Annotated in this window: 24 protein-coding genes and 3 pseudogenes; 14 read left to right on the top strand and 13 right to left on the bottom strand. The window is 69.9% G+C overall.

What is annotated here, in order from left to right; genetic code table 11:
- The first annotated feature begins 75 nt into the window (after positions 1 to 75).
- From C8E87_RS36505 to fliQ, 4 genes are all read left to right on the top strand, one after another.
- A complete protein-coding gene (locus C8E87_RS36505; protein ID WP_133877947.1) occupies positions 76 to 546 on the top strand; it encodes an RICIN domain-containing protein in 471 nt (156 codons plus the stop codon).
- A 27-nt stretch (positions 547 to 573) separates the two neighbouring features.
- On the top strand, positions 574 to 1,434 hold the full coding sequence (locus C8E87_RS36500; RefSeq protein WP_133877946.1) for a hypothetical protein: 861 nt from the start codon (positions 574 to 576) through the stop codon (positions 1,432 to 1,434).
- 31 nt (positions 1,435 to 1,465) lie between these two features.
- Positions 1,466 to 2,074, top strand: coding sequence for a maleylpyruvate isomerase N-terminal domain-containing protein (locus C8E87_RS36495; protein WP_133877945.1), 609 nt, complete (start codon positions 1,466 to 1,468; stop codon positions 2,072 to 2,074).
- 81 nt (positions 2,075 to 2,155) lie between these two features.
- Positions 2,156 to 2,428: a flagellar biosynthesis protein FliQ gene (gene fliQ, locus C8E87_RS36490; RefSeq protein ID WP_133877944.1), complete on the top strand. Its 273-nt coding sequence runs from the start codon at positions 2,156 to 2,158 to the stop codon at positions 2,426 to 2,428.
- A gap of 182 nt (positions 2,429 to 2,610) precedes the next feature.
- Here the strand turns inward: fliQ and C8E87_RS47035 are convergent, their stop codons facing one another.
- Together C8E87_RS47035 and C8E87_RS47030 are read right to left on the bottom strand one after the other, a co-directional pair.
- A complete protein-coding gene (locus tag C8E87_RS47035; RefSeq protein ID WP_243755207.1) occupies positions 2,611 to 3,240 on the bottom strand; it encodes an ROK family protein in 630 nt (209 codons plus the stop codon).
- Positions 3,241 to 3,921: 681 nt separating this feature from the next.
- A pseudogene (locus C8E87_RS47030) lies at positions 3,922 to 4,086 on the bottom strand (winged helix-turn-helix domain-containing protein); the annotation flags it as partial.
- Between the two features lie 90 nt (positions 4,087 to 4,176).
- Here C8E87_RS47030 and C8E87_RS36475 point away from each other — a divergent pair.
- A complete protein-coding gene (locus C8E87_RS36475; RefSeq protein WP_203720574.1) occupies positions 4,177 to 5,442 on the top strand; it encodes a DUF1479 domain-containing protein in 1,266 nt (421 codons plus the stop codon).
- Positions 5,443 to 5,936: 494 nt separating this feature from the next.
- Positions 5,937 to 6,491, top strand: coding sequence for a GNAT family N-acetyltransferase (locus C8E87_RS36470; RefSeq protein WP_133877942.1), 555 nt, complete (start codon positions 5,937 to 5,939; stop codon positions 6,489 to 6,491).
- Between the two features lie 7 nt (positions 6,492 to 6,498).
- On the opposite strand, the gene C8E87_RS36465 is transcribed toward C8E87_RS36470, so the two are convergent.
- Positions 6,499 to 7,311 (bottom strand): inositol monophosphatase family protein, encoded by an 813-nt coding sequence (locus tag C8E87_RS36465; RefSeq protein WP_133877941.1) that lies wholly within the window; start codon positions 7,309 to 7,311, stop codon positions 6,499 to 6,501.
- 529 nt (positions 7,312 to 7,840) lie between these two features.
- On the opposite strand from C8E87_RS36465, the gene C8E87_RS36460 reads away from it, so the two are divergent.
- Entirely contained in the window at positions 7,841 to 8,410 is a 570-nt protein-coding gene (locus C8E87_RS36460) for a sugar O-acetyltransferase (RefSeq protein WP_239080088.1), read from the top strand.
- Positions 8,411 to 8,510: 100 nt separating this feature from the next.
- Positions 8,511 to 9,491, top strand: coding sequence for an LLM class flavin-dependent oxidoreductase (locus tag C8E87_RS36455; RefSeq protein WP_133879180.1), 981 nt, complete (start codon positions 8,511 to 8,513; stop codon positions 9,489 to 9,491).
- Positions 9,492 to 9,886: 395 nt separating this feature from the next.
- Here C8E87_RS36455 and C8E87_RS36450 read toward each other — a convergent pair whose 3' ends face one another.
- The 3 genes from C8E87_RS36450 to C8E87_RS36440 form a co-directional block, all read right to left on the bottom strand.
- Entirely contained in the window at positions 9,887 to 10,402 is a 516-nt protein-coding gene (locus C8E87_RS36450; RefSeq protein ID WP_133877939.1) for a DUF1990 domain-containing protein, read from the bottom strand.
- A 272-nt stretch (positions 10,403 to 10,674) separates the two neighbouring features.
- Positions 10,675 to 11,841 carry a PrsW family intramembrane metalloprotease gene (locus C8E87_RS36445; protein ID WP_133877938.1) on the bottom strand — a complete coding sequence of 389 codons (1,167 nt, stop codon included), beginning with the start codon at positions 11,839 to 11,841 and terminating at the stop codon, positions 10,675 to 10,677.
- Positions 11,838 to 12,461: a hypothetical protein gene (locus tag C8E87_RS36440; RefSeq protein ID WP_133877937.1), complete on the bottom strand. Its 624-nt coding sequence runs from the start codon at positions 12,459 to 12,461 to the stop codon at positions 11,838 to 11,840. The genes C8E87_RS36445 and C8E87_RS36440 overlap by 4 nt, the downstream gene beginning before the upstream one ends.
- 84 nt (positions 12,462 to 12,545) lie before the next feature.
- Here C8E87_RS36440 and glgX point away from each other — a divergent pair, with 84 nt between their 5' ends.
- Positions 12,546 to 14,654, top strand: coding sequence for a glycogen debranching protein GlgX (gene glgX, locus C8E87_RS36435; protein WP_133877936.1), 2,109 nt, complete (start codon positions 12,546 to 12,548; stop codon positions 14,652 to 14,654).
- A gap of 192 nt (positions 14,655 to 14,846) precedes the next feature.
- Here glgX and C8E87_RS36430 read toward each other — a convergent pair whose 3' ends face one another.
- From C8E87_RS36430 to C8E87_RS36415, 4 genes and pseudogenes are all read right to left on the bottom strand, one after another.
- On the bottom strand, positions 14,847 to 15,074 hold the full coding sequence (locus C8E87_RS36430; RefSeq protein WP_133877935.1) for a hypothetical protein: 228 nt from the start codon (positions 15,072 to 15,074) through the stop codon (positions 14,847 to 14,849).
- 60 nt (positions 15,075 to 15,134) lie between these two features.
- Positions 15,135 to 15,374, bottom strand: a complete 240-nt coding sequence (locus C8E87_RS36425) for a hypothetical protein (RefSeq protein WP_239080087.1) — start codon at positions 15,372 to 15,374, stop codon at positions 15,135 to 15,137.
- 140 nt (positions 15,375 to 15,514) lie between these two features.
- Positions 15,515 to 16,420, bottom strand: a pseudogene (locus C8E87_RS36420) (citrate synthase 2); the annotation flags it as partial.
- A gap of 489 nt (positions 16,421 to 16,909) precedes the next feature.
- A pseudogene (locus C8E87_RS36415) lies at positions 16,910 to 17,152 on the bottom strand (citrate/2-methylcitrate synthase); the annotation flags it as partial.
- A 67-nt stretch (positions 17,153 to 17,219) separates the two neighbouring features.
- On the opposite strand from C8E87_RS36415, the gene C8E87_RS46005 reads away from it, so the two are divergent.
- Genes C8E87_RS46005 through C8E87_RS36390 form a run of 4 tightly spaced genes read left to right on the top strand, consistent with a single transcriptional unit; the run spans position 17,220 to position 20,818 of the window.
- Positions 17,220 to 19,130 (top strand): citrate/2-methylcitrate synthase, encoded by a 1,911-nt coding sequence (locus C8E87_RS46005; protein WP_243755191.1) that lies wholly within the window; start codon positions 17,220 to 17,222, stop codon positions 19,128 to 19,130.
- A 21-nt stretch (positions 19,131 to 19,151) separates the two neighbouring features.
- Positions 19,152 to 19,796, top strand: coding sequence for a nitroreductase family protein (locus tag C8E87_RS36400; protein ID WP_133877934.1), 645 nt, complete (start codon positions 19,152 to 19,154; stop codon positions 19,794 to 19,796).
- Positions 19,793 to 20,131, top strand: a complete 339-nt coding sequence (locus tag C8E87_RS36395; protein WP_133877933.1) for a VOC family protein — start codon at positions 19,793 to 19,795, stop codon at positions 20,129 to 20,131. Before C8E87_RS36400 ends, C8E87_RS36395 begins: the two co-directional genes overlap by 4 nt.
- Before the next feature lie 57 nt (positions 20,132 to 20,188).
- On the top strand, positions 20,189 to 20,818 hold the full coding sequence (locus C8E87_RS36390) for a hypothetical protein (RefSeq protein WP_133877932.1): 630 nt from the start codon (positions 20,189 to 20,191) through the stop codon (positions 20,816 to 20,818).
- A gap of 76 nt (positions 20,819 to 20,894) precedes the next feature.
- Here the strand turns inward: C8E87_RS36390 and C8E87_RS36385 are convergent, their stop codons facing one another.
- Positions 20,895 to 21,260 carry an STAS domain-containing protein gene (locus C8E87_RS36385; protein WP_166661397.1) on the bottom strand — a complete coding sequence of 122 codons (366 nt, stop codon included), beginning with the start codon at positions 21,258 to 21,260 and terminating at the stop codon, positions 20,895 to 20,897.
- 57 nt (positions 21,261 to 21,317) lie between these two features.
- A complete protein-coding gene (locus tag C8E87_RS36380; RefSeq protein ID WP_133877930.1) occupies positions 21,318 to 23,609 on the bottom strand; it encodes an ATP-binding protein in 2,292 nt (763 codons plus the stop codon).
- Between the two features lie 117 nt (positions 23,610 to 23,726).
- Between C8E87_RS36380 and C8E87_RS36375 the strand changes: the two genes are divergently transcribed.
- A complete protein-coding gene (locus tag C8E87_RS36375; protein ID WP_133877929.1) occupies positions 23,727 to 24,554 on the top strand; it encodes a HEAT repeat domain-containing protein in 828 nt (275 codons plus the stop codon).
- Here C8E87_RS36375 and C8E87_RS36370 read toward each other — a convergent pair.
- The gene (locus tag C8E87_RS36370) at positions 24,512 to 26,233 is read right to left on the bottom strand and encodes an alpha-amylase family glycosyl hydrolase (RefSeq protein ID WP_203720570.1); all 1,722 of its coding nucleotides are present in this window, start codon (positions 26,231 to 26,233) and stop codon (positions 24,512 to 24,514) included. The two genes, C8E87_RS36375 and C8E87_RS36370, sit on opposite strands and share 43 nt — an antisense overlap.
- Between the last annotated feature and the right edge of the window lie 79 nt (positions 26,234 to 26,312).

Here is a 26,312-nt window from a genome sequence, read left to right as displayed (position 1 = left end):
CCCGCTCCGCCCGGACGCAAACACGCCTAAAGTAGATCGACCCCCCGCCCGCATTCTTCGTGAAAGAAGGCTCTCATGCGTGCGGTAATCTCTGTTGCCATCCTCGTCGCGGCCCTGCTCGCACCGGCCGGACCCGCCCAGGCCGCCACGACCGGGCTTTTCATCAGCGGCCACGACGGCCGTTGCCTGGACGCCGACATCGCGACCCCGACCCGCAACGGCACCAAAGTGCAGGGGTGGCAGTGCATTCCGGGCAATCGCAACCAGCGCTGGACCCATTTCGGCGACGGCACGATTCGCAGTTCCTGGGACGGGCGATGCCTCGACGAGGACATCGCCGGCGGCGTCCGCAACGGCACCAAGGTGCAGTTGTGGGACTGCAACGGATGGCTCAACCAGAAATGGGACGTCCACGCCAACGGCGCCATCACCAGCCGGCACGACGGCCGCTGTCTCGACCTGGACATCGCCGGCGGCACCCGGAACGGGACGAAGGTGCAGGTTTGGGACTGCAACGGTTGGCTGAACCAGAAATGGCACCGATAACATCCTGAAACAGACGAGAATGGCCTGATGTCGGACGCCGAGTTCCTCGCGTACGCCGGGTCACTGGCCGCCGCCGGGCTGCTGTTCCTCATCCTCGCCGTGCTCGGGCTGGGCCAGGGCGTCGTGCTGCGCGTGGTCGACGTGCTGCTGGGGCTGGCCTTCCTCGGCTACGCCGGCTACCTGATGGTGGCGGCGCCCGACGACCCGTTCGTGACGTGGCTGGTCTTCGTGACCCCGGTGATCGGGCTGGTGGTCGCGGTGACGGCGCGGCGCCGGGCCCGGGCCAGGCTGAGGAGGCTCGAGGAGGAGCACAGCACCAAGCCGTACGTGGGTCCGGAGGCCACCGTGGAGCGGCAGCCCTACCCGTCGCCGCCCGCGCCGCTCGACCCGTCCGCGCCCGCGCCGGCGCGGATGCCGCCGGGGCCGGGTGGCCGTACGGGGGGAATGCCGTCCGGGTTGCCGGACGCGCCGCCGACGTCCGGGCTGGGGCAGAGTCCGCAGGAGGCCGCGCCCCGGCCGCCACGTCCGTCCGGGTTGCCGCAGATGCATGCGGAGCCGCGGGAGCCTGTATGGGACGCTCCCCCGCGGCCCGGCTCCGCTTCGAACCCGCCGTCCTTCGGTGCACCCTCGCCGCGTTATGACGCCGCCCCGCCGCCTTTCGATGCGGCCTCGCCCTTCGGCGCGGCCCCACCGTCGTTTGATGCGGCCCCACCGTCGTTTGATGCGGCCTCGCCGTCCCGGAGCATGTGGCCGCCGCCCGCGCATCCTGCCCCCGCCCATGCCGAACAAGCCGACGCGGGGTATCGGGCCCGCCACGGCGCGGTGGACGACCAGACGGCGCACCACAACTACTCGGGCGGACGGCACCGCGCCGACGGTGACAACTGACCCGGACGACGGCTCTGGCTAGATTGTCGGGGTGGATTACCGCCGGACGTACCGCTCCGCCGCCGTCACCTTCGTCGACCTGGTCGACCGGGTCCCCGCCGACCGTCTGGACGGTCCCGGTCTCGGTGACTGGACCCTGCGCGCCCTGATCGGGCACACGCTGAGCTCGGCGCTGATCCAGGTCCCGCCGGTGCTGGCCACTCCCGCGAAGTCGGTCAACGTCGCCGCCGCGGAGGGCTATTTCGCCTTCGTACGGGATGTGCCCGCCGACGTGTACGCGGCCGCGGTCGCCGCCTCCGACGCCGACGCCCAGGAGTCGGCCGCCGCGCTCGACGACGCTGGCGCCCTGGCCGGCCGCGCGACCCAGGCCCTGGCCACGGTCGCCGACGACGACGTGGTGTCCACCCCGGTGGGCGGCATGCGGGTCCGCGACTGGCTGCCCACCCGTACGTTCGAGCTGGTCGTCCACGGTACCGACGTGGCCGCCGCGGCCGGTGTGCCCGTCGAGTTCGACCCCGCCGCCGTGGCCGGGGCCACCCTGCTGGCCGCCAAGATCGCGGTAGTCCTGGGCGACGGCGCGGTGCTGCTGCGGGCGCTGACGGGCCGTTCGTCCCTTCCGTCCTCGTTCTCGGTGGTCTGAACCTGAGGGTTTCCGCCCACTCTCACCGAACTGCAACCGTCCTGCACTCGGCCCGGCCCCACCCCGCCCGAACAGAGGGGTATGACCGACACGATGATCATCGAGCTGGGTCTGGGCGCCATGACGATCGCGGCCAAGATGTCCGCCCCGATTCTGATCACCGCGCTGGCCGTCGGTTTCGCCATCTCGCTGTTCCAGTCGGTGACCCAGATCCAGGAAGCCACCCTGTCCTTCGTCCCGAAGGCCGCCGCGGTCTGCGCGGCCCTCCTCTTCTCGGGCAACTGGATGCTCCACGAAATGGTCAACTACACCACCCAGCTCTTCACCCGAATCCCCGAACTGATTGCCGCCTGACCCCCAGCCACTGTTCGCGGACGGTGGATTCTCGGTGCTCTACGACCAGCTTTCGCAGGCCGCCGAGTGTCGACAGGAGCGAAGCACCCTCAGCGTCCCACCACCAGCCCTCCCAACCCGCGAACCGTCGACACGAGCGAAGCATCCCCAGCGCTTTTGTATCCGGCAGGAGCTGTGGATCCTCAGCGCCCGACGATCAGCTCTTGGAGCCTGCGGAGAGCGTCGGCGCGGGCACCGCTCAGTGACGGTTCGTCATCCACAGACGCGGCACGCACGTGCACGGCCCGTGGCAGCTGCGACGTCTCCCGCCGAATCTCGTCGATCAACGCGGTTCCCCACCGTCCACCGATCACCACGGTCTCGGGGTCCATGAGCGTGGCGAGGGCCGCGACCAGCCCGCCCACCGCGGTGACCACCTCCCGCGGACGCTCCGCGAGCAGCCGGTCGACATCGATCGCCGTCCCACCACCGGCCCTGCGCAGCCCCAACTCCCCGAACACCTCGATCAACGGCATGGCGCGTCCACCCGGCCCCACCGTGATCAGGTGCGCCACCTCGCCGGCAAGACCGTGATGCCCCCGCCGAACCTCGCCGTCACTGACGATCGCGCAACCCAGCCCCTCATCCAGATACACGTACGCGAAGTCGTCCAGAGGGTTGGCTCTACGCTCAGCCTGCGCGGCCCAGTTGACGTCGTTGTCAACATGGACAGGCCCATCAACACGACCGGACAGCACCGCCACCGGGTCGATCTCTCCCAGCAGAAATGGCGCATCCGGCAACTGCACAAGCCGCCCGCTGTGCCGATCCACCGGATCCGCCGCGCTGACAACAGCCAGCCTCGCCCGCACAACGTCCGTACCGACCGCCCGCGCCCCACCGGAACCAGGTACGCCCTCCCCACCCCAGCCAGCCGCCCTGCCTCCACCCGAACCAGCGACCAGCGCCCCACCAAAACCAGGCACACCATCCCCACCCCAGCCAGCCGCCCTGCCTCCACCCGAACCAGCGACCAGCGCCCCACCCGAACCAGGCACGCCCTCCCCACCCCAGCCAGCCGCCCTGTCCCCACCGGAGCCAGACACCGCATCTCCACCCGAGCCGGGCCCCGACTTTCCTGCGGAACCAGCCGCTCCGCCCGGGTAGGAAGCGACCGGCCCAACGCCGCCGGAGCCCTGCTCAGCAACAGCGCTGAACGTCCCCGCCGGGCCCAGAACCCCAGCGTTCCCGCCGGCTCGCGCGGTGCTGCATGCTGCATCAACAGCTCGGGCCAGGGCTGCGGCAACATCGTCTGGGCGGGCCGGGCGGCCGACCTCGACTTCGACTCGGGCCATCAGGTCGCCGTAGGCGTCGATGTGTTCGGCCACTACGCCTTCCGGGGCGATGCTCACCGCCAACGCCGTGCCGATCCCGGGCGCCAAGGCGTAGTACGAACCGACCCGCCCCTTGCCCCGTCCGCCGGGCGTGCGCTGACCCGTGTCCACAACGAGGCCGGCTTCGGTCAGGCGACGCACACTCTCGCCCGCTGTGGGTTTCGAGATGCCGGTCTCTGTGGACAACTCGGCCCGCGTCAGCAGGCGATGGCGCATCAACGCGCGTAACACGTGCTCGTCGGTGAGCGTCCGCAAGATCTCCTGCGAGGGCTTGGCCGGATCCACAACGCCATTCTAGTCAGGAGCCTTGCCTAGAAGGCGCCACGGGGCTTACCGTCTTTCTAGTCAAGGGACATGACTAGAAGGAGGCCCACCATGCCGCTCCCCCACTGGGAGGAGACGCCCGTCGACCTGACCGGCGCGATCCGCGAGGTCAAGGCCGCTCTGCGTGCTCAGATCGCCACCTCCGGCCGTACGGTGGAAGAGGTTTTCGCCGTTGTCGAACGGGACATGGCGGCCGAGGTGGCCGACGTCGCCGCGGCCAAAGCGCGCGGCGAGACGGTGTGGCCGGTCATCTCCTACGACGACATCGAGGCCGGCACGGTCAACGCGGCCGACGTCGCCAAGCTGCGCAAACGGGGTTGCCTGGTGGTGCGCGGCCACTTCCCGCGCGAGCAGGCCCTCGCTTGGGACGCGGGCATCGTCGACTACGTGGAGCAGAACCAGTTCTTCGAGAACTACCGCGGCCCCGGCGACGACTTCTTCGGCAGCGTCGGCTCGAAGCCCGAGATCTACCCGATCTACTGGTCGCACGCGCAAATGGAGGCCCGGCAGAGCGACCGCATGGCCCGCGTGCAGGCGTTCCTCAACAGCCAGTGGAAGCACACCTCGGACGACGGCACCCAGTGGTTCGACCCGGAACGCGACTCGCTCTACCCCGACCGCATCCGCCGCCGTCCCGAGGGCGCCGACTCGGCCGGCCTGGGGACCCACCTCGACCCTGGCACCCTCGACCTGTGGATGACGCAGGCTTATCAACAGGCCTTCCGCCACCTGTTCGACGGGTCTGTGGAGAAGTACGACCCCTGGGACGCGGCCTACCGCACGTCCGGCCCGCAGTATCCCGGCTCCACCATGTGCTCGGCGTTCCGCACGTTCCAGGGCTGGACGGCGCTCTCCGACATGGCCCACGACCAGGGCGTCCTGCACACCGTCCCGATCCCCGGCGCGATGGCGTACCTCATGTTGAGACCCTTGCTCAACGATGTACCGGACGACGACATGTGCGGCGTCACCGTCAACCAGGTGTTCCCGGCCACCGACAAGTGGCACGGGCTGCTGATGGAGGCGTTGGCCGGCATCCCCGACGTGCAGGCGGGTGACTCCGTCTGGTGGCACTGCGACATGATCCACAGCGTCGCCCCGGTCCAGGACCAGAAAGGCTGGGGCAACGTCATGTACATCCCCGCGGCCCCGTGGTGCCCCCGCAACGAGGCATACGCGGCGTCGGTGCGTGAGGCCTTCCTGACCGGTTCGAGCCCGTCCGACTTCCCGGCCGAGCACTACGAACGCGACTGGAAGAACCGCTTCACCGAGGCCGGCCTGAACGAGACCGGTCGCCGCGGCCTGGGCCTGGCCTGACAGAACTCGCAGCCCACGCGCCCACTCCGCCACAACGAGATCGCGGGCGGCCGAGCGGGCCGACCGCCTCGCCGACCCAGGCCACAACAGTCACCCCGCGCCAGCCCGCTCCCCGCCGCCCACCCGCGCCGACCCATCAGTCTGCGCCCTGCGTGCAGGTCCCGCCCTGCGCCCACGGCTCGGCCTGCTCCCAGGGCTGAACCGGCTCGCCGTTGGAAACCCGCGCCGGCCCGCTCCCGGCCGCCCACCCGCGCCGGCCCGTCAGTCTGCGCCCCAGCGTGCAGGTCCCGCCCTGCGCCCACGGCTCGACCTGCTCCCAAGGCTGAACCGGCTCGCCGCTGGAAACCCGCGCCAACCCGCTGTCCCGCCCGCTCGCGCCTGCCCCGACGACGTGCGGCGCCCGGCTCATTGACGCTGGGCGCCTCCCGTCAAGCCTTGTCAACGCCGTCAATATTGACTGTCCGCATCAAGACGTCAGGTCATAGTGTCAACACATGATCAACGTACGGCGGGCCACCGTCGACGACGCTGCCGAGCTGGTCAGGTTGCGGGGAATCCTGTTCGGCCTGCCCGACGGCTCCAATGACGGCAACTGGCGCGAGGCATCCCAGAGAATCCTGCTCCGCCGCCTGGCCGAGCCGTCGCCCACCATGGCCGGTTTCGTCGTCGACCAACCGCTCGAACCCGTCAGCGACCGTCCCGCCATCATGAACCCGTCTTCGGCTGAGACCGCCAGATGGGTGCGGGCCGTGGCGAGCAGCGGGAATCGGCTGGCCGCGGGCGCGGTCGGCATTGTCGAGGAACGTCTGGGCGGCCCGGGCAACCCGCACGGCCTGGTCGGCTACATGTTCAACGTGGCCACCGACCCGGCCCACCGCCGGCACGGGTATGCCCGGGCGTGCACCGCCGCGCTTCTCGAATGGTTCACCACCGAGGGCGCGAACACGGTCGATCTGCGTGCCACAGCCACCGCTGAGCCGCTTTATGCGTCCCAGGGCTTCGTCCGAACCGCTGACCCGGCAATGCGATTGGTACGGCCACCCCAATAACCACCGATCAGCCGGACAACTGGGCCGCCACCATTTCGAGCAACGCGGAATGCGTATCGGAGTCCGCAGCCGCGACAAGTCCCTGCGATCCGGAGTGCAGCGGCCCGCCGTCCAGCGCGGTGACGACACAACCAGCCGCTTGGCACAAACCGATCCCGGCCGCGAAATGCACACTGTCGCGCAAATCCCCATCGGTGACATAGGCGGCCCGCCGTCCGGCCGCCACCCAGGCCACAGCCAGTGTGCTCGAGACGACGCGAGGCTTGAAACGCGCGACGAAACGGTCGTCCAGCAGCAACCGGGCCGCCCGGAACCGCGGCGCGTTGAGAAACGGCGGATCGAGGTTCAGGTCAACGATTCCGCTGGTGTCATCCGGTTGGAGCCGCTTGTCTCCGCTCTCCGGTTGACCGTTCGTTTCCCGTACGCGGGCCATCACGCCATCGGTCCAGAAAACCTCACCCGCGAACGGGTCGGCCGAGGCCGCTGCCACGATTCGTTGCCCATCGCGTAGAGCAACATTGACCGACACCAACATCGTGTTGACCGCATAGTTGAGCGTCCCGCAGAGCGGATCAACAAACCACTCCCGCTCGCCCGGACCGCCGGCGTTGCGTCCGCTCTCCTCCCCCACGAACGCGTCGCCCGGCCGCGCCGCCCGGAGCATTCCCAGGATCGCTTCCTCAGCCGCCAGATCCGCCTCGGTGGCGAAGTCTCCGGGTGCCTTCTCGAAGTGGGCAAGCTCTGTGCCGTAATGCTCTCGGACAACCGTAGCCCCGGCCACGGCCGCGGCCACCGCCAATTCAGCGTCATCGACCACCATCGGTCGATGATAGAGATCCCAGCCGGGCGGTCGTGCCCAGACGGCCGCGGAGATGGCTGACCCTGATCTGGATGGCAGAAGGGCTGGAACTGACGACTGGGCGAGAGGGCCGGGACTGACTCCAAGGCGGGCACTGGAACCGAGGGCTGCTGCAAGAGCTGCGCGCAACGGCTGCCACGAGGGCTGGGACCAAGGGGCTGCGGCGGGGCCTGACGACTGCGGCGGGAGGGCTGGGACTGATCACCAAGGCGTCTGCTGGAACCAAGCGCTGGGACGAGGACTGAGCCTGACTGCGGCGGGTGCTCGGACCGAGGGCTGCAGCAAGGACTGCCCTGACGGCCGCGACGAGGGCCGCGACCAGGGGCTGCGGCCGGGGTAAGGGCCGAGGGCTGAGGCAACCGGTCGCCGGGATTGCCGGGAATTGTACGCGCAGCGGCTGCGGGGGCTCCGGCGTTGATCTTCAATGGGGTGTTCACATCGCGGTTCGATATTTGGGGGTTCGGTGAACCTGGAGGAGCAACGTCAGCACATGTTGACGGGGGCGATGTATGACGACCTGACCGCCGAGTTGCTGGCGGCGCGGCAGCGGACCGTGCTGTTGACCAGCGAGTACAACGCGAGTTTCGGGCAACCGCAGGAGGTCCGGGAGGCGATTCTGCGGCGCCTTCTGCGGGCGGTCGGCGAGGGGTGTCATTTCGAGCCGACGTTCCGGTGCGAGTTCGGGTTCAACATCAGCGTCGGTGACCGGTTCTACGCGAACTTCGACTGCGTGATGCTGGACGGCGGGGGCATCACGATCGGTGATGACGTGCTGTTCGGGCCGCGAGTCGGCATCTACACCAGCAACCACGCGATCGATCCGTTCGAGCGGGCAGCCGGCGCGTGTCATGCCAAGCCGGTGACCATCGGCGACCGCGTGTGGATAGGCGGAGATGTGACGATCAACCAGGGCGTCAGCATCGGGGACGGCTCGATCGTGGGGTCGGGCAGCGTAGTGACACGTTCCGTGCCGGCGGGCGTCATTGCGGTGGGTAACCCGGCACGCGTCCTACGCGAGATCAGCGACGCGGACAAGACCGGGTTCAACCGCGCTCCGTAGGATGATGATCAAGGTGCTGCGCCCCGGCTGCCAGATAGCCGCGTACGCACCGGCCTGTGGCTGACAGAGAGGGCGGTCAGTGGTGTCGCGTGTCGGGGTCATGGTGCCGCGGGATCTGCCTGTGGACGAGGTACTGGGTTATGCACAGCGGGCCGAGGAGCTCGGGTTCGACGAGCTGTGGGTTGTGGAGGACCTCGGGTTCCGCGGTGGGGTCGCCCAGGCCGGCGCGGTGCTGGCACGGACGTCGAGGATCACGGTGGGGATCGGAATTCTGCCGGCCGGCGCCCGTAATGCGGCGTTCGCGGCGATGGAGCTGGCGACATTGGCGCAGCTGTTCCCGGGCCGGGTGATCGCGGGGATCGGGCACGGCATGCCGGACTGGATGCGGCAGGTGGGCGCCTGGCCGGCCAGCCCGTTGACGTTGCTGGAGGAGTACACGATCGCGGTGCGCACGCTGCTGCGCGGCGAGCCGGGGCCGGCCTCGGGACGGTACGTCAAGGTCGAGGGTGTCGTGATCGGCGAGAAACCGCTGGTGGCGCCGCCGGTCGTGCTGGGCGTGCGCGGGCCCAGGTCGATCACGGTGGCCGGGCGGGTCGCCGACGGGGTGCTGCTGGCGGAACCAGCGGCGCCGCCGTACGTCGAAGCGGCTGTGCGGCAGATGGGCGGCGGCACGCGGCCGGCCGGGGCCGGGCGACCGTCGGATGCTGGCCAAGGTGAGCGTGAGCTTGAGGTGATCACGTACGACGCGGCAGTGGTCGGGGACGACGGGCGGGCCGCTCGTGACCTCGTACGGCCGGGGCTGGCCTGGATCGGCGAACCGGACTGGGCTCCGCACCTGGCCGCCATGCCGTTCGCCGAGGATCTCGCCCGCCACCGCCGGGCGTCGGCGGGCCCGGAGGAGTTCGCGGCCACGATGCCGGACGAATGGGTGCGCGAGCTGGCGTTGGCAGGAACCGCCGACGACGTACGGGCTCAGATCGCGGCCCGGCACGCAGCCGGCGCGACCAGCGTCGTGATGATCCCGGCGGAACCCGACCGCCTCGACTCGTTGAACTGCCTCGCGCGGGTCCTCCCCCATTGAATCCGGCACCGTCCCCCGCGAACCCGCCCCGGCCCATCAATGTTCACGAGGGTGGCCCCACCACTCGGTCAACGCTGACGACGACCCCACCAGCCGGTCAACGTCGACGGGGACCCCCACCAGCCGGTCAATGTTGACGAAGGCGTAGACAACTCGGTCAACGTCGACGAAGGCGGCCACCAGCGGGTCAACGTTTGGCGAGGACGTCCACCAGCGAATCAACATTGATGCAGACGTGGATCGACCGATCAATGTTGACGCCGCTGTGCAACAGCCGGTCAACGTTGACGAAGGCGCCCACCGCTCGGTCAACGTTGACGAGGGCGGCTACCAGCCGTTGGATGTTGACGTGGCGTCTGCTGGCCGATCGACGTTGCAGGGGCGGCGAAAACGGTTCAGGGCGGCGCCGGCTTCGGCCGTGTGAGGGTGCGCAGGGCCTTCACGTAGCGGCCGGTTGCGTAGCGTTGACCCAGGCGGGCGATCGGGCCGCCGAGACGGGTCAGCAGGGTTGCGGGGCGGCTGAAGGCCCGGATCTGGAAGCGGACCTCGTCGTCAGGGGTCAGCACGACGATGAAGGCCTCCTCGCCGCGCTCGGGGTGGCCGGGCAGCGTGCCGTAAGCGAACCCAGCACGGTTCGGCTCGTCCACGACGTAGACGACCCGGCACGGCACCGTCATGCCGTAGAACCGCAGGACGATGTCCACACCCTCGGCGGCTCGTTCTCCCCCGCGAACGATCCGGAAACCTGCCGCCCTGTGCATGTGCCAGCCGCGGAGCGCGTCCACAGCCCGCTCGTACGCCGCCCGGCCGCGCCCGATGACCTCGTCGCGCACAACGTGCGTGTAACCCGGCGGCATCGGCTCCTTGCGGGTGGCGCCCACCTCGGCGTACGTGAGGAGTGGTTCCGTCATCGCTCAGCACCTCGCCGTCGCAGTAATCCCCGGACCGAGGCACGTGAGAAGCAATCCCCACCGCTCAGCACCTCGCCGCAGCAGCAATCCCCAACCGAGGCACGTGAGAAACAACCCCCACCACTCAGCACCTCGCCATCGCAGCAATCCCCGACCGAGGCACGTGAGAAGCAATCCCCATCGCTCAGCGCCTCGCCGCAGCAGCGGTCCCCATCGCTCGGCCCCTCGCGGAAACGGCAGCTCCTGACCGGCGTACGTCTGAAGTGGTCTTGTCATCGGCCGGTCCCGCGCAGGCGGAGGAGTTCCTGGCGGGCGTGGGCGACTCGGGGTGTCTCCTCGCCCCGCGCCGCGGCGAGTTCTTGGGCCAGGTCGCCCGCGCTCTCGATCAGGAGGGCGGCTCGGTGGCGGTTGTGGACAAGTTTGCGGAAGTGCCGGCGGTCGCTGTGGAGACCGCTCACGGCGTCCAGCAGCGGCCCATCCACCACGCCGGCCTCGACCTCGGGGGCCAGCAGGTCGCGTGTCCAGCGCCGTTCAGTGGTTGAGGCCTGGCGCCGCACCCACAGGAGGGTGGCTATGGCCAGGGGCATGATGATCAGGTACGGCATGTATGCCTCGAGGAACGGGTTGCCGAAGGCCAGGCCGGTCACGTCGTCCCAGGCGAAGTGCAGGAACATCGCGGCCAGGCAGGCCAGCACCCCGCGTACGACGTGACGTTCGCCGGCGGCGCGGCCCAGGATCCACATGACGCCGGCGCAGAAGACGGCGCTGAACAGGGCGTGCGACGTGATCCCGGCGAATCCACGGATGACGAGGACGAACAGTGTCGACGACAGTTGATTCTCGCCGAACGTGCTGGTCGCGTTGTTGTAGGCGTACAGGATGTCCTCGGACACCTGGAAGCCGAGCCCGATGAACGCGCCGATGATGAACCCGTCGTACGCGCTGCGGACGAGCGCCGGGGCCAAGCCGATCAGCAGGATGAGGCCGAGGGCCTTGCCCCACTCCTCGTTGATCGGGGCGGTGAGGCCCGCGCCCCACTTGGCCGCGCCGGACGGGCCGAGCAGCTTCGACCAGATCTCGAGCATCGCCGCGTTGGCGGGCAGGGCGATCCAGAACGTCGCCGCGAAGGCGCCCCAGACGAAGCCGGTGGCGAGCAGGCCGCCGGGCTGGGCGGTGTATCTGTTCTGGTGGCGCAGGAAGAACAGCCACGGGACCAGGTAGATGCCGAAGAACAGGATGCCGCTGGTCACGGCGAGCCGGTACGTGTCGAAACCCGCGCCGAAGTACTTGATCATGCCGACGGCGCCGATGCCGACGCCGGCGAGCCACACCCAGAAGGCGGCGTTGTGCGGCTGGAACAGCTTGAAACGGGTGCCCCAGCCGGATTGGTCGATCGCGGCGAGCTGGGCTGTCCTGGCGGTGGCGCCGGTGATGGTCATTCGCCCGCTCCCGGGCTGATGCTGCGCAGCAGCGCCTCGAACTCACCGGAGTACTGCTGGAACGACCCGGGCACGGTGTCGGCCTGGACGAGCAGGGCGGGCGCGGCCGTGGGTTGAGAGGTTGACATCTTGAATGCCGCAATCAACATGTCGCCGGCCTGTCCACTCGCGGTGCGGACGACACCGACCAGGCCCGAGGTCGTGGTGAAGGTGCTGGGTGCGCCGGAGATGTCGGCGCCGGGGTCCTGTGAGGTGATCACCTGGTCGAGGAACTGGGCCGCCGTGCCGTCGAACGCCGCTCCGGTCATCCGGATCTCGGCGCCCGCCTTGGCCAGTTTCACCGTCTCGCTGGTCGGGCTGACCTCGATGCCGTCGCCGACCAGGGAACCGTCCTCGAGCTGCCAGCCGACCGGCGGCACCGCGGTCGCCCCCGCGCCGAGATCGAGCACGTCGCCGGCCTTGGTCGGGTTGTCCCACGGCACGACGGCATTGAGCGCGGACCAGCCGTGGATCAGCAGCAGCGCCACGACCAGGACAAAGACGGCCGGTTTGAGCCGGCGCCGATCGAGTCCGAACCATCGATGTTCCACCGGCACCCAGCCCGGCATCTCTGTCGTCATGTCGACCCCCTGCGCATCAACCTAGTGCCGACTACAGTCGATCGCGCGGATTGACGGGAGTGGTTAGTGGGAAGCAACGCCGCCATGAAGATCTGGCCCGGGAACCCCTACCCGCTGGGTGCGACCTACGACGGAGGGGGGACGAACTTCGCCCTTTTCTCGGAGCTCGCCGAGCGTGTCGAATTGTGCCTGTTCGACGAAGAGGACAACGAGACACGAATCGACCTGCCGGAACGGGAGGCGCTCGTCTGGCACGGATACCTGCCCCGGGTCGTGCCCGGCCAGCGGTACGGCTACCGGGTGCACGGGCCTTACGACCCGTCCCAGGGCCTGCGCTGCAACCCCAGCAAACTGCTGCTCGACCCGTACGCGAAGGCCGTCGACGGACGCAACGACTGGAACGAGGCGCTTTTCCCCTACCGGTTCGGCGATCCCGGTTCCCGCAACGACGACGATTCCGCTGCCTACGCGCAGAAGTCGGTGGTCATCAACCCGTTCTTCGACTGGGGCAACGACCGGCCGCTGCGCATCCCGTTCCACCAGACGGTCATTTACGAGGCGCACGTCAAGGGCATGACCGAGCGGCATCCGGACATTCCCGAGGACGTACGCGGGACGTACTCGGGACTCGCCCACCCGGCGATGATCAAGTATTTGAAGCGCCTCGGGATCACGGCCGTCGAGCTGATGCCGGTACATCAATTCGTCCACGACAGCACGCTGGTGGACCGGGGGCTGACGAACTACTGGGGTTACAACACGATCGGCTTTTTCGCGCCGCACAACGGTTACGCGTCGTTCGGCGGGCACGGCGGGCAGGTGCAGGAGTTCAAGTCGATGGTCAAGACGCTGCACCAGGCCGGCATCGAGGTCATTCTCGACGTTGTCTACAACCACACCGCCGAGGGCAATCATCTCGGGCCGACGCTGTCGTTCCGCGGCATCGACAACCCGGCCTATTACCGGCTGGTGGATGACGACAAGCAGTACTACTACGACACCACCGGCACCGGGAACAGCCTCAACGTACGCCACCACGAGTCCTTGCGGCTCATCATGGACTCGCTGCGCTACTGGGTCACCGAGATGCACGTCGACGGCTTCCGGTTCGACCTCGCGGCAGCGCTGGCTCGCGAGTTCCACGCCGTCGACCGGCTGGCCGCGTTCTTCGACCTGGTCAACCAGGACCCGATCGTCTCGCAGGTCAAGCTGATCGCCGAGCCGTGGGACGTCGGCGACGGCGGCTACCAGGTAGGCGGGTTCCCGCCGCTGTGGACGGAGTGGAACGGGCGCTACCGCGATTCGGTCCGCGATTTCTGGCGGGGCGAGCCGGCGTCCCTGGGTGAGTTCGCATCGCGTTTCACCGGCAGCTCCGACCTGTACGAGATCGACGGGCGGCGGCCGATCGCCTCAATCAACTTCGTCACCGCGCACGACGGCTTCACGCTCAACGACCTGGTGTCGTACAACGAGAAGCACAACAGCGCCAACGGCGAGGACAACCGCGACGGCGAGAGCCACAACCGCTCGTGGAACTGCGGCGTCGAAGGCCCGACCGACGACCCGGACATCGTGGCACTGCGGGAACGGCAGAAGCGCAACTTCCTGGCCACGCTGCTGTTGTCGCAAGGCGTGCCGATGATTTCGCACGGTGACGAGCTGGGACGGACGCAGGGCGGCAACAACAACGTCTACTGCCAGGACAACGAAATCAGCTGGGTCGACTGGACCGACGCCCGCAACCAGGACGTGCTGACCGGATTCACCCGCCGGTTGACGGAACTCCGCGCCAAACACCCGATCTTCCGGCGCCGGCGTTTCTTCACCGGCGAACCCGTGGGCGACGACAAGGTGCCCGACATCGCGTGGCTGCGACGCGACGGTCAGCCGATGACCGAGGCAGACTGGAACACCCGCAGCGGCATGACCATGACCGTTTTCCTCAACGGGCACGGCATTCCGGAACGGGACGCGCTGGGCGAGGCGATCGTCGACGACTCGTTCCTGCTGCTGTTCAATCCGCTCGAGGAGAGGGTCGAGTTCACGTTGCCGGACCGATCGTTCGGCCGTACGTGGGAGATCGTGGTGAATACGGCCGACCCGCTGCTGGCCGTACGCCGGAAAACCGCGCGGGCGGCGTCACGGCTCGAGGTCATGAGCCACACCCTGGTGGTGCTGCGCTGCCGCTATTGAGGGCCGGAGCTCATTATCCACGGCCGTCGCGTTTCCCGCGGCGGCCGTTGCGTTTCCCGCGGCCGTTGCGTTACCCGCGGCGGCAGCTGCGTCATGGGGCGGCAGCTGCGTTTCTGGGGCGGCAGCTGCGTCTCTGGCACGGCCGGTTCGTTTCGAGGCGGTGGCTGATTCTCTGCGACCGGGGGTTGCGAGTCAGCGGCGGCGGTTGCGTGGATGATTGCGAGCCGCACGCTCGTTGCCATGCCGGTAATTGCCGGTCAGACGAGCCATCAGCTCCTGCGGATCGATTTCGTCGACCTCGGCGAGAAACCGCGCGGCGGTCGCCCCGCGCAGCACTCCCGCCGGCCGCCCGTGATGCAGCAGCTCGACATCGCCGTTCTTCCGAACCCGATACGTGAAACCTTCCGGAGGGCCTGCCATCGGCCCATGGTCGCCACGTTCAGCGGTTCTCGCGACCGAATTCCCGGCGCCGATCCCCTGTCAGACCTGCTGCGTCTCGGTGGTGGAGGGGTGCAGTTCGGCGGTCGTCTCCGTGACGAACTTGCCCGTGGTGGTGCTGCGGTGCACCTCGCGGTCGCCGCCGCTGTCCCCGCCGACGTGCTCGGTCGTGGTTTCCCGCGGGTTGCGCTCGGTAGTGCTTTCCTTGACGAACTTCCCCGTCTTCGCACTGCGGTGAACGTCGTGCTCGTTGCCGGCCATGAGAAGTCCCCTTTCGGTCATCGGATGTCCTCTTCGACCTGCCCGGCCCGGGGTGCCGCAAAACCTGCGCTCCGAAAGGCGCACCCCATTTCCCCGTACGGGATGCGCCTCGTACTCAGAGGCAAGGCGACATCCGCTTTCGTGCGGGACGCGCCCGGGATTCAGGCGACTCGGCGTTTCAGTGCCGCTTCCCAGCCGGGCAGCTCGTCGGGCCGCCGGGCGGACGGTCCCACGTAGTCGGCCGACGGGCGGATGATCTTGCCGAGGCGTTTCTGTTCGAGGATGTGGGCACTCCACCCCGCCGTACGGGCGCAGGTGAACATCGCGGCCAGCAAGTCCACAGGCACCTCGGCGAAGTCGAGCACGATCGCGGCCCAGAACTCGACGTTGGTCTCCAGCACGCGATCCGGCTTACGTTCGCGCAGCTCGGCCAGGGCCGCCTTCTCCAGTTCCCGCGCCACTTCGTAGCGCGGCGCACCCAGCTCGCGCGCCGTGTCGCGCAGGATGCGAGCCCGGGGATCCTCGGCGCGGTAGATGGCGTGCCCGAAGCCCATCAGCCGCCGCCCGCTGTCCAAGACCTTTTTCACGTACGCCCGTGCGTCCCCCGTTCGCTCGACGTCGGCCACCATGCCCAGCGCGCGAGCGGGCGCTCCGCCGTGCAACGGCCCCGACAGCGCCGCGACGGCGGCCGACAGGCAAGCCCCCACGTCGGCGCCCGTGCTGGCCACGACACGTGCGGTGAAGGTCGACGCGTTCATGCCGTGCTCGGCCGCGCAGACCCAGTAGCGGTCGATCGCCGCCACGTGCCGCGGGTCGGGCTCACCCCGCCACCGGATCATGAACTGCGACGTGACATCGCGCCCCTCGGCCACAAGACGCTCCGGCACCGGCGGCAGCGCATCACCTCGAGCCGCCGCTGCGACGACCGTCAACATTGATGCGGACGCCCGAGCCACGTCAACCCTTGCCGTCGCGTCGTCAATATCGATCAGCGGCCGCAACCCGAGCAAGGGCGCAAGGGCTGCCGCAGCAGCCTGCACATCAACCCGAACGTCCCCGCTCCGCAGCCCGGCCCAGCCCCCGTGCCTGCCGATGATCTCGCCGGGGCCAGGGTCGGCGATCTGTGGGCCCCAGCCGGGGAGTGACGCCCCCCTGCCCCGACCTGATGCGGAGTCGGGATGCAAGGACGAGGCAATGGAGCCGTCTGAGCGCTCCACCCCGGGTGCGGCGCCGTAGCCAGGGGCGGCGTCGTCTCCGTGCGTGGCGCCGTGGCCCGGTGCGACGCCGTGGCCCGGCACGACACCGTGGCCCGGCACAACGCCATGGCCCGGCACAACGCCATGGCCCGGCACAACGCCATGGCCCGGCACAACGCCATGGCCCGGTGCAACGCCATGGCCCGGTGCAACGCCATGGCCCGGTGCAACGCCATGGCCCGGTGCAACGCCATGGCCCGGTGCAACGCCGTGGCCCGGTGCAACGCCGTGGCCCGGTGCAACGCCGTGGCCCGGTGCAACGCCGTGGCCCGGTGCAACGCCGTGGCCCGGTGCAACGCCGTGGCCCGGTACGGGAGCGGGACCGGCAGCGGTCGGGAACTCCCCCGGCAGGCCCGTTGGGGTCAGGGGCGCGTCGAAGGAACCGTCGGCGAGGAGACCGTAGACGTCGCCGAACGAGACGGCGCCGGCGAGGAAGCGGATGTCGACACCTCGGTAGCGCAGGGCGCCGCCGTCGCGGTCGGGCTCGGCTATCTCGGTGTCGAAAGCTACTACGCCGGCCAGCCCTGGATTGACAGTCAACATGTCAACACGATGCGAGCCGTATATGTTGACGTCAACATTGATCCAGTCAATATGAGAGCATCTGCACATGCCCGTTCACCCGCCGCCGCCCCCGCTCACCACCGCCGAAGTCGCCCAGTTGCTCGGGGTCAAACCGGCGACCGTCTACGCCTACGTGAGCCGCGGACTGCTGGGCAGCCGGCGCAACGGTGACGGCAAGAACAGCCTCTTCGACCGGCGCGAGGTCGACGCTTTCCTGGCCGCGCGCAAGCGCCCGACCACGCCCGGCATACGGACCGGCATCACGCTGATCAGCGACGGGACCCTGCACTACCGGGGCCACGACGCGATAGCGCTGGCCAGCGTAGCCAGTTTCGAGGAGATCGTGGCGTTGCTGTGGACAGGCACCCGTCGCTACGAAACCCTCGCCCCCGACCCGCGCCTTCTCCGCCTGGCCGAGGACGTGATCGCGCCCCTGCCGGGCACGGCCCGGCACACCGACCGGCTGCGCCTGATCGTCGCCGCGGCGGCCGCCGGTGACCCGCTGCGCTTCGACACCACGCCCGCCGCGGTGATCGCCACCTCCCGCGCCCTGCTGGGCACGATGGTCGCCGCCCTTCCGCCGGTCGCGGGAGAGGCGGTGGGGGCACGTGGAAAGCCCCGGTCCAAGGGCAGCGCGATCGAGGGATTGACGAGCGGAGGCAGTGAATTGCTCTTCCGTGACGAGATGAGGACGGGCCTGGCGGAGTCAAGTGGCCAAGAGGCCGTGTCCGATTCGGGCGGCCCGCAGGCGACGACGGCCGAGACCGGGCTTGGGCAGGCGGGCGTACCGGACTCAGAGGACGGTTCGGCGGACGTAGCCAGCGCGGGCGGCGGGCACGCCGGCACGAATGGCACGAGCAGCACGCACACCAGCACGGGCGACACCAGCAACACCCACACCAGCACGGGCGACACAAGCAACACCCACACCAGCACGAACGGCACGAGCAACACGCACGCCGGCACGGGCGACACCAGCAACACCCACGCCAGCACGAACGGCATGAGCAGCATGCACGCCAGCACGAACGGCACAAGCAACACCCACACCAGCACGGGCGACACAAGCAACACCCACACCAGCACGGGCGACACAAGCAACACCCACACCAGCACGGGCGACACAAGCAACACCCACACCAGCACGGGCGACACAAGCAACACCCACACCAGCACGGGCGACACAAGCAACACCCACACCAGCACGGGCGACACGAGCAACACTGACACCGGCACGGGCGATACGCGCGACGCGCACTCCGGTGCAGAAGACACGCAGGCCAGACTGCCTCACGTGGTTGGGGACCTGGGGCGGCCGCAGCCCGTGGGCGGGCGGATTGCTGAGGCCCTGTGGGGGCGGCTCACCGGCTGGGAGGCGACGCCGCGGGAGCACAATCTGCTGGACGCGGCGCTGATTCTGCTGGCCGACCATGACATCGCCGCGTCGACGTTGGCTGCCCGGGTGGCGGCGTCGACCCGGGCTCACCCGTACGCGGTGGTCGGTGCGGGTTTGGCGGCGCTCGACGGGCCGCTCCACGGCGCCGCCAGCAGCCTGGCCTTCCCCCTGCTCGCGGGCGTGCTGGAGAAGCCGAACCCGATCGACGCGATCGCGGAACGGCTGCGGGCCGGGGAGCCGGTGCCGGGGTTCGGGCATCGGCTCTACCCGGACGGCGACCCCCGGGCGCGCGCCCTGCTCGACATGCTGGGCGACACGCGGGCACGCGACGCCGCCGAGCGCCTTTCCGAGGTCATGCGCGCACGCTCCGGCGTACGGCCGAATGTTGATCTGGCTCTGGCGGCGCTGACGCTGGAGTACGGGATGCCGCCGGACGCTGGAGAGACGATTTTCGCGGTGGCGCGGACGGCCGGCTGGATCGCGCACGCGCTGGAGGAGTACGCCGACCGGCCGTCGCGGTTCCGGCCGTCCGGGGACTATGCGGGACAGGTTCCGGGGTGAGTCCCACGGTAAGGTCCGGACATGCCGACCGATGATCCGCAGAGCCTGTCCCTGCTCGACGCGCTGCACTCCACCCCCGCCCGGCGCTACCTGTCCACCGAGCCCATCGCCGACGAGGTGATCACCGCCCTGCTGGATGCCGCCGTGCGCGGCCCGAGCGGCGGGAACAGTCAGCGCTGGGCCTGGATCGTCGTGCGTGACCCGCAGGTCAAGCGGCAGATCGCCGAGTGGTACAGGGAGGGCTGGGAGAAGAACTACGGGTCGCGGCGTGAGCAGATCCTCGGCGCCGACTCCCCGGACGGCGGCATGAGCGCCGCCACTTTCCGGGCCGCCGACCACCTCGCCGCCCACCTCGAGGACGCCCCCGTCTGGATCTTCCCCGTGCTGCTGGGGGCCAAGCGGTCCCGCAACCCGCGGCTGGGCTCGTCCATCTACGGCGCCGTGCAGCACCTCATGCTGGCCGCGCGCGCCTACGGCATCGGATCCACGCTGACCACGCTCTACGCCGAGCACGAGGACGACGTACGGGATCTGCTCGGTCTGCCCGAGGACGCGCTCACCATGGCGCTGATCCCGCTCGGGTACCCGGAGAAGGGGCGGTGGGCGCAGCCGAAGCGGCGGCCGCTCGACGAGGTCGTCTTCCACGATCGGTACTCCTCGTCATGACGTACATCAAAAGCATCACCGTCGACTGCCAGGACGCGCTGGTGGTGGCCCGGTTCTGGGCGGCCGCGCTGGGCGGCGAGCTCGACGGGGACGGCACCCCGGCGAAGGCGTTCGTCGAGGCGCCCGGCTGGGGCGGGCCGAACCTGTGGTTCCAGCGGGTGCCCGAGCCCAAACAGGGCAAGATCCGCATGCATTTCGACCTGCGGGCGCCCGGCGGGGACGTCCCGGCCGAGGTGGAGCGGCTCAAGGGCCTCGGCGCGACCTTCGCCTGGGAGGCCGACGGCCTGGTGGTGCTGCGCGACCCGGAGGGCAACGAATTCTGCGTGGAGGAGTAAAGGGGGTGGGGTGGCGGCCGATAGCAGGGGCACCACAGCCAGGGAAGGGACCCGCCCATGCCGCAACGGACTTTGCCCGTCCGTGACGATCTTTGGCAGCCGGAGGACCGCATCTACGACGGGCTGATCGCCCGTGCCGTCGGCCATTCCGAGGATTCCGAGGCCCGCGACGGGACGGCCGAGATGATGGCGGGTGCTCTCATCCTGGCCGTGCTGTTCATCGTCATCCTCAAGGGCGCCGACTCGGCGATGGCCGCGCTGGTCACCTGCGGGGTGCTTGGCGGCGCCGGCTTCCTGTGGATGGTCGCCAACACCAAGCCGGCCCAGCCCGACCGGTCTCAGGCTCTTCGCGAGCTGGGCGGGCCGGGGTCGCTGCCGGCCGGCTACCTGGTGCACGCCGGGGCGTGGGAGGCGGGCATGTCCGACCACGTCGCCGGGGTGGCCGAGTCGCAGCTGCTGGCCGCCGCCGAGCTGTGCAACATCTTCCCCGGTACGGTCGACGACCTGCTGCACTTCGTCGGCAACGTCGCGGTCCACGTGCCGAGCGGCCGCCACACCAACGCGGCGGACGTGCGCAGACGGGCCCGTGAGCTGGTGCTGGTGGGCAAGCCGATCCTCGTCGACTACGCGAAGAGCGCACCCAAGCTGCCCACTCCCCCGCCCGAGGGCAAGAAGCGCAAACGCTGATCGGTCGTAGTCGGCGGGGCGCCGTGCTGGTGACACACGCGCCGACCGGGACCGGCCGGTGTGGACCTGAGCGGCGTCAGGCGCAGCGGCGGATGTCGGCCTCGGCCGGGCGGGGCAGGAATTCCGGGGCCAGACCGAGCCGGTCGACGGTCATCCAGACGGCGGGGTGGGCCGCCACCACGTCGAGCAGGCAGCCGCGGGCACGAGCGTCGGCGTGCATCTCGAACAGGGCCCGCACTCCGGCCACGTCGATGAAGTGCAGACCGCCGAGATCGAGGTTGAGCCCGGCCGGCCGCCAGCGGTCGATGGTGTCGACGATCCAGCTGTGCAGCCAGGCCCGGTTGCCCACGTCCAGTTCTCCTGCCACGCTGATGCTCACCGCGGCAGCGCCGGCCGACGTTGTGCGCACGTGCAGCGACGCGGGCGTGTTCTCGACGGTCATACCCCTCATTGTCGCGGCGGCAATACGGCCGCCGAATCGGTCAGGTGACCGATTCCGCTAACCGCGCCGGGCGGCAACCCAGGTGGCGATCTGCGTACGGGCATTGAAGTCCAGCTTGGTCAGGATGTGCTCGAGGTGCGTGTTGGCGGTGCGGCGGCTGATCACCAGCCGGTCGGCGATCTGCTGGTTGGTCATGCCCGCCGCGACCAGCTCGGCCACCTCACGCTCGCGCCTGGTCAGCGGCGCCCAGTCGGGCACGGGGTCGGCGCGCTCCGACGTGGGGCGTTCCTCCAGCGCGTACGCCACCCCGGCCGCGAAGTCGAACGCCAGCCCTTCGGCCAGCAGCTCGTCGAAGCGCTGGTCGCCGAGCACGTCCCGGGCCCGCTTCTCGGCCCACACCCGGCTCGCCCCGAGGTCGGGCGAGCCCATCTGCGGCAACCCGACGGCCTCCCAGTGCCGGTGCGCCACGCCGAAGAGGCGGGCCCCCCGTTCGGCATCCCCCAAGGTGGACGTCGCGCAGGCCAGCGCGTCCATGGCCAGCGCGTTCCCGCCCACGTCGCCGAGCCGGCGCTTGATGCTCAGCGCGGACCGGGCATGCCGCGCCGCGTCGTCCGGGCGGTCCCGACCGAGTTCGATCACCGACCGCACGTACTCGGCGTACGAGCGCGCCCACTGCTCACCTGTCTGATCGCACAGTGCGAAGTGCTCCTCGGTGATGGCGGCGCCCCGCTCGTGCTCGCCGAGGAACGCCAGCGCGATCGCCTGGGTCGACATCGCGATGAGCAGACCCGTGCCGGGGTCGCCGCCGCGGGTGTGCAGCCGTGCCGCCTCCTGCGTCCTGGACACCGCGGTGGCAGGGTCGCCCCGCAGCACCGCCGCGACGCCGGTCAGGTACGACACCCACCCCTGCGCCTCGACGTCGGCGTGCTCCCGGCACTCGCCGGCGTACCGCTCGACCCGGTCCGCTTCCCCCTGCAGCGCGCAGAGCCAGGCGCACGCCCACAACGCGTGGGTGCGTGCCGGGCCCGGTTGCGGCGCCACGGCCATCGCGCGTTCCAGATAGTGCCGGCCCTCGCGAGGATGACCGCAGGCGAACCAGAAGAACTTGAGGGCGGCGGCCAGCTCCAGGCCGGCCTCATGTTCACCCGGGTCGGAAAGGCTGAAGTCCAGCGCCGTACGGAGGTTCGGGTGTTCCAGGGTGAGGCGGCGGAACCACTCGGCCTGACGGGAGCCGCACCACTCGGCGTCGAACCGCTGAGCCAGCCGCAGGAGGTGGTCGCGGTGCCGGCGCCGCACCTCGTGTTCCTCCCCCGAGGCGCGCAGGATCTCCACCCCGTACTCGCGAATGGTGTCGAGCATCCGATAGCGACCGGCGGACCCCTGACCGTCGAGCACCAGCACGGACTTGTCGACCAGGCCGGCCACCAGGTCGAGCGTCTCGCCGCACACGTGCTGCACGGCCTCGAGGTCGAACCCGTCGGCGAACACCGAGGCCCGCGCCCACACCGTGCGCTCGCCCTCGCTGCACAGGGCGTACGTGCCGTCGATGGCCTTGCGAAGCGACTCGTGCCGCCCGCCGCCGGCCCGCGTGAGCAGGCCCGACTCGTCGGCATACCAGCCCTCGACCAGCTCGGCGATCCGTTCCACGGGAAGCGCCCGGGTGCGGACGGCGGCCAGCTCGATCCCCAGCGGGATGCCGTCGAGCCGGCGGCACAGCCGGGCCACGGCGTCCTGGTTGCCGGCGGTGAGCGTGAAACCCGGGGAGGCCGCGGCGGCCCGCTCGGCGAACAGCAGGACGGCGGCGTCGATCTCGCGGTCGGCCGGGGAGGCGGCCGGGTCGGGCACGGGCAGCGGCGGCAGCAGGAAGACGTGCTCACCGTCCACCCCGATCGGTTGCCGGCTCGTGGCCAGCACCCGCAGCCCCGGCGCCGCCCGCAGCAGGGTCCGGACCAGCGCGGAGCATTCGGCGACGACGTGCTCGCACGTGTCCAGCACCAGCAGCAGCCGGCGGGAGACGAGGTAGCGGGCCAGGCCGCCGCAGGGCGGACCGGCCGACTGGTCCTGCAGGCCGAGCGCCTGTCCGACGGCCTCGGCGATCAGCAGCGGGTCCGTGATGGCAGAGAGGTCGACGAGCCAGACGCCGTCCGCAAAGGCCCGCTGCACCTCGGCGGCGACCCGGATCGCCGTACGGGTCTTGCCGACCCCGCCGATGCCGGTGATCGTGACCAGCCGCGAGGTGGCCAGCAGGCGTTTCAGTTCGGCGCGCTCGCGGTTGCGGTCGACGAAGCTGGACAGTTCGGCGGGCAGGTTCCCGCGGAGCCGCCGTGATTGCGCAGTGCGAGCGTCCATCGACGTACCGTAAGCACACCGGAGCGGGCTTTCCCACGCGGGCCCACCGATCGGGTGATGTCGGATGTGTGCGGCGACGCCGCCAAAAATGTCGTACGGGGGCGATAGGTTCTCGGCGTGCTCGAAACCCTCGATGACGTGCCCTGGTCCGACATCCACCACGCTTACGGCCCCGCCGGGGATCTGCCCGCTCAGCTGCGGGCGCTGCTGTCCGGCGACGCCGATGTCCGTAGGGAGGCCTACGGGGAGTGCTACAGCAACATCTTCCATCAGGGCACGCGATACGAGGCCAGCTCGTACGCCGCGCCGTTCCTGCTCGAGATGCTGGCGTCACCCTCCACGCCGGAACGCGATGAGCTGATCGAGCTGCTGGTGGCCCTGGCCATCGGCTACGACGCGCCCTGGCTGCCGCACGGCCTTGACTCCTCGTCGCTCAAGCCGGTTGAGCTGCGGGTTCACGAGGCTGTCAGCGAGGGCGTGCCGTTGTTCGCCCGCCTGCTGGAGGACGACGACGTCGCCGTCCGGCGTTCGGCCGCGTTCGCGTTGGGCTGGTTCCCGGCGCGAGCCGTGGTGAGCGTTTCGCCGCTGGCGTGGGCGTTGCTCGACGCCGACGAGTCCGTGGCGGCGACCGCGGCGATCGCGCTCGGGCTGATCGGTGACGGTCATGCGCCGGCGTCCGAGGTGCTGGAGGCGTCGTTCGCCGGGCCGCGGCCGCTGCTGCGCGCCGGAGCGGCGATCGGTCTGGCCCGGCTGCTCGGCCACGACACCCCGGCCGAGGTGGTCGGGGAGTTGCAGCGCTGGGCGGCCGACGTCGAACCGCCCGCGGCGCCTGGCCCGGAACCACGCGGGGTGGGCCCCGGCGCGGAGACCGGGGTGCGGTTCTACGACGGTGACCTGCCGGGTTACGCGTCGCTGGCGCTGCGGCTGGTGGCGAAGATGCCGTAAGCGAAACCGTCGAGGCGCAGCTCACCGTTCTGCTCGGTCACGCCGGACGTCCAGATCGGCTCGCCCACCGTGAAGTCCGCCGCGCCGCTTCCCGCGCCACTCCCTGCCCCGCTCGCGGTGCCCGTGGTGGTCGTCGCGCCTGTGGTGGTCTCGGTGCCCGTCTCGCCGACGATTTCGGAGATGTCGAGTGTGGCCGGTTCGCGGCGGGGGTTGAGGACAACGAGGTGGGTGCCGCCGCGCACGTACGCGAAGGGGTAGCCCTCGTTGACGACCCGGGTCGACGCCCGCGTGCCGAGCGCGGGTGTGGCCCGGCGCAGGGCGATCAGTTTGCGGACGAAGGCGAGGGTCGAGTCCGGGTCGTTCTCCTGCGCGGCGACCGTGGGCCGGTCGGGATCCGGGTCGATGGGCAGATACAGCCGGGACGGGTCGGCGGTGGAGAACCCGGCGTTCACGCCGTCGTCCCACTGCATCGGCGTGCGGCAGCCGGCCCGGTTGTAGCCGGGGTTGCAGATCGAGCCCTCCACGTTCGGCAGTCCCGGCACGTACCGCATGCCGATCTCGTCGCCGTAGTACAGGCAGGGCACGTTGCCCCAGGTGAACAGGAAGATCAGGGCCGTGCCGAGCTGGTCGGGCGTACGGGGGCCGCAGCGCAGCCGGTCGAAGTCGTGGTCGGCGGTGGCCAGGATGATCGGCCTGTCCGGGTGTCCCTGGCGGGCGCCGTTCCAGGCGTCGAGGAAGGGCCGGGTGCTGCCCTTGCCCTCGGCGTCGAAGAACGGCTCACGCGGCGCCTGGAACGGCAGCCGCCCCGCGTAGTGGTTGTTGAACAGGCTCGCGTGCGCGTCCTTGATCACGAGGAAGAAGTCGGCGTCGAAGGCGAGCGACCCGCCCGTACGGGGTTCACCGCCCTCCGGAATGAGCACCGCGTCGGGATGATCGGCCTCCAGCCACGAGCGGATCTCGCGCCACAGCTCGACCGTCTCGGCGTACCCCTGGGCCAGCTCTTCGTCCTTGACCAGCGAGAACGCCATGTCGACGCGGAAACCGGCCACCCCCAGACCCAGCCAGTACGCGATGATGTCGCGCAGCGCCTGCCGGTTGCGCCTCGGCCCGGGGGCGTCGATCGGGTCACGCCACGGCTCGTCCGGGCTCGCGCCGACCCAGCCGAAGTTCAGCGCCGGCTGCTCGTCGTAGAAGTTCTTGAGGTAGTAGCCCCGACGTGGCCCCGGCGACCGCACCCACGCCGGCGTTCCCGGCATGTCGCGCTTCCACGACCGTACGGGAAGCTCCTCACACCAGATGTAGCGGTCGCCCTCGGGATCCGGGCCGTCGGCGGCCAGTTCCTTCCGGAACCACGGGTGCTCGATCGAGGTGTGCCCGGCGACCAGGTCGAGCAGGACCCGGATGCCCTTCTGGCGGGCCTTGACGACGAGTTCGGCCATGTCCTCGTTGGTGCCGTAACGCGGCGCGATCGTCAGGTAGTCGGACACGTCGTAGCCGGCGTCGACGAACGGCGAGGCGAAACACGGGTTGAACCAGATGACGTTCACGCCGAGCGACGCGATGTGGTCGAGCCGGTCGATCACCCCGCGCAGGTCGCCGACACCGTCGCCGTCGGAGTCGGCGAACGACTGCGGGTAGATCTCGTACATGACCGCGTCGGCCAGCCATTCACGTCCCATGGCCGCCATGTAACCACGGGTCCCGTAAGTCTGCTGGTCGGCGCGGTGGACGGGCTGCTGTCCACCGCGCCGCACTCGA

The organism is Paractinoplanes brasiliensis, from assembly GCF_004362215.1.
In the GTDB taxonomy this organism is placed as follows: domain Bacteria; phylum Actinomycetota; class Actinomycetes; order Mycobacteriales; family Micromonosporaceae; genus Actinoplanes; species Actinoplanes brasiliensis.
This window is presented reverse-complemented; position numbering and strand designations above follow the sequence as displayed.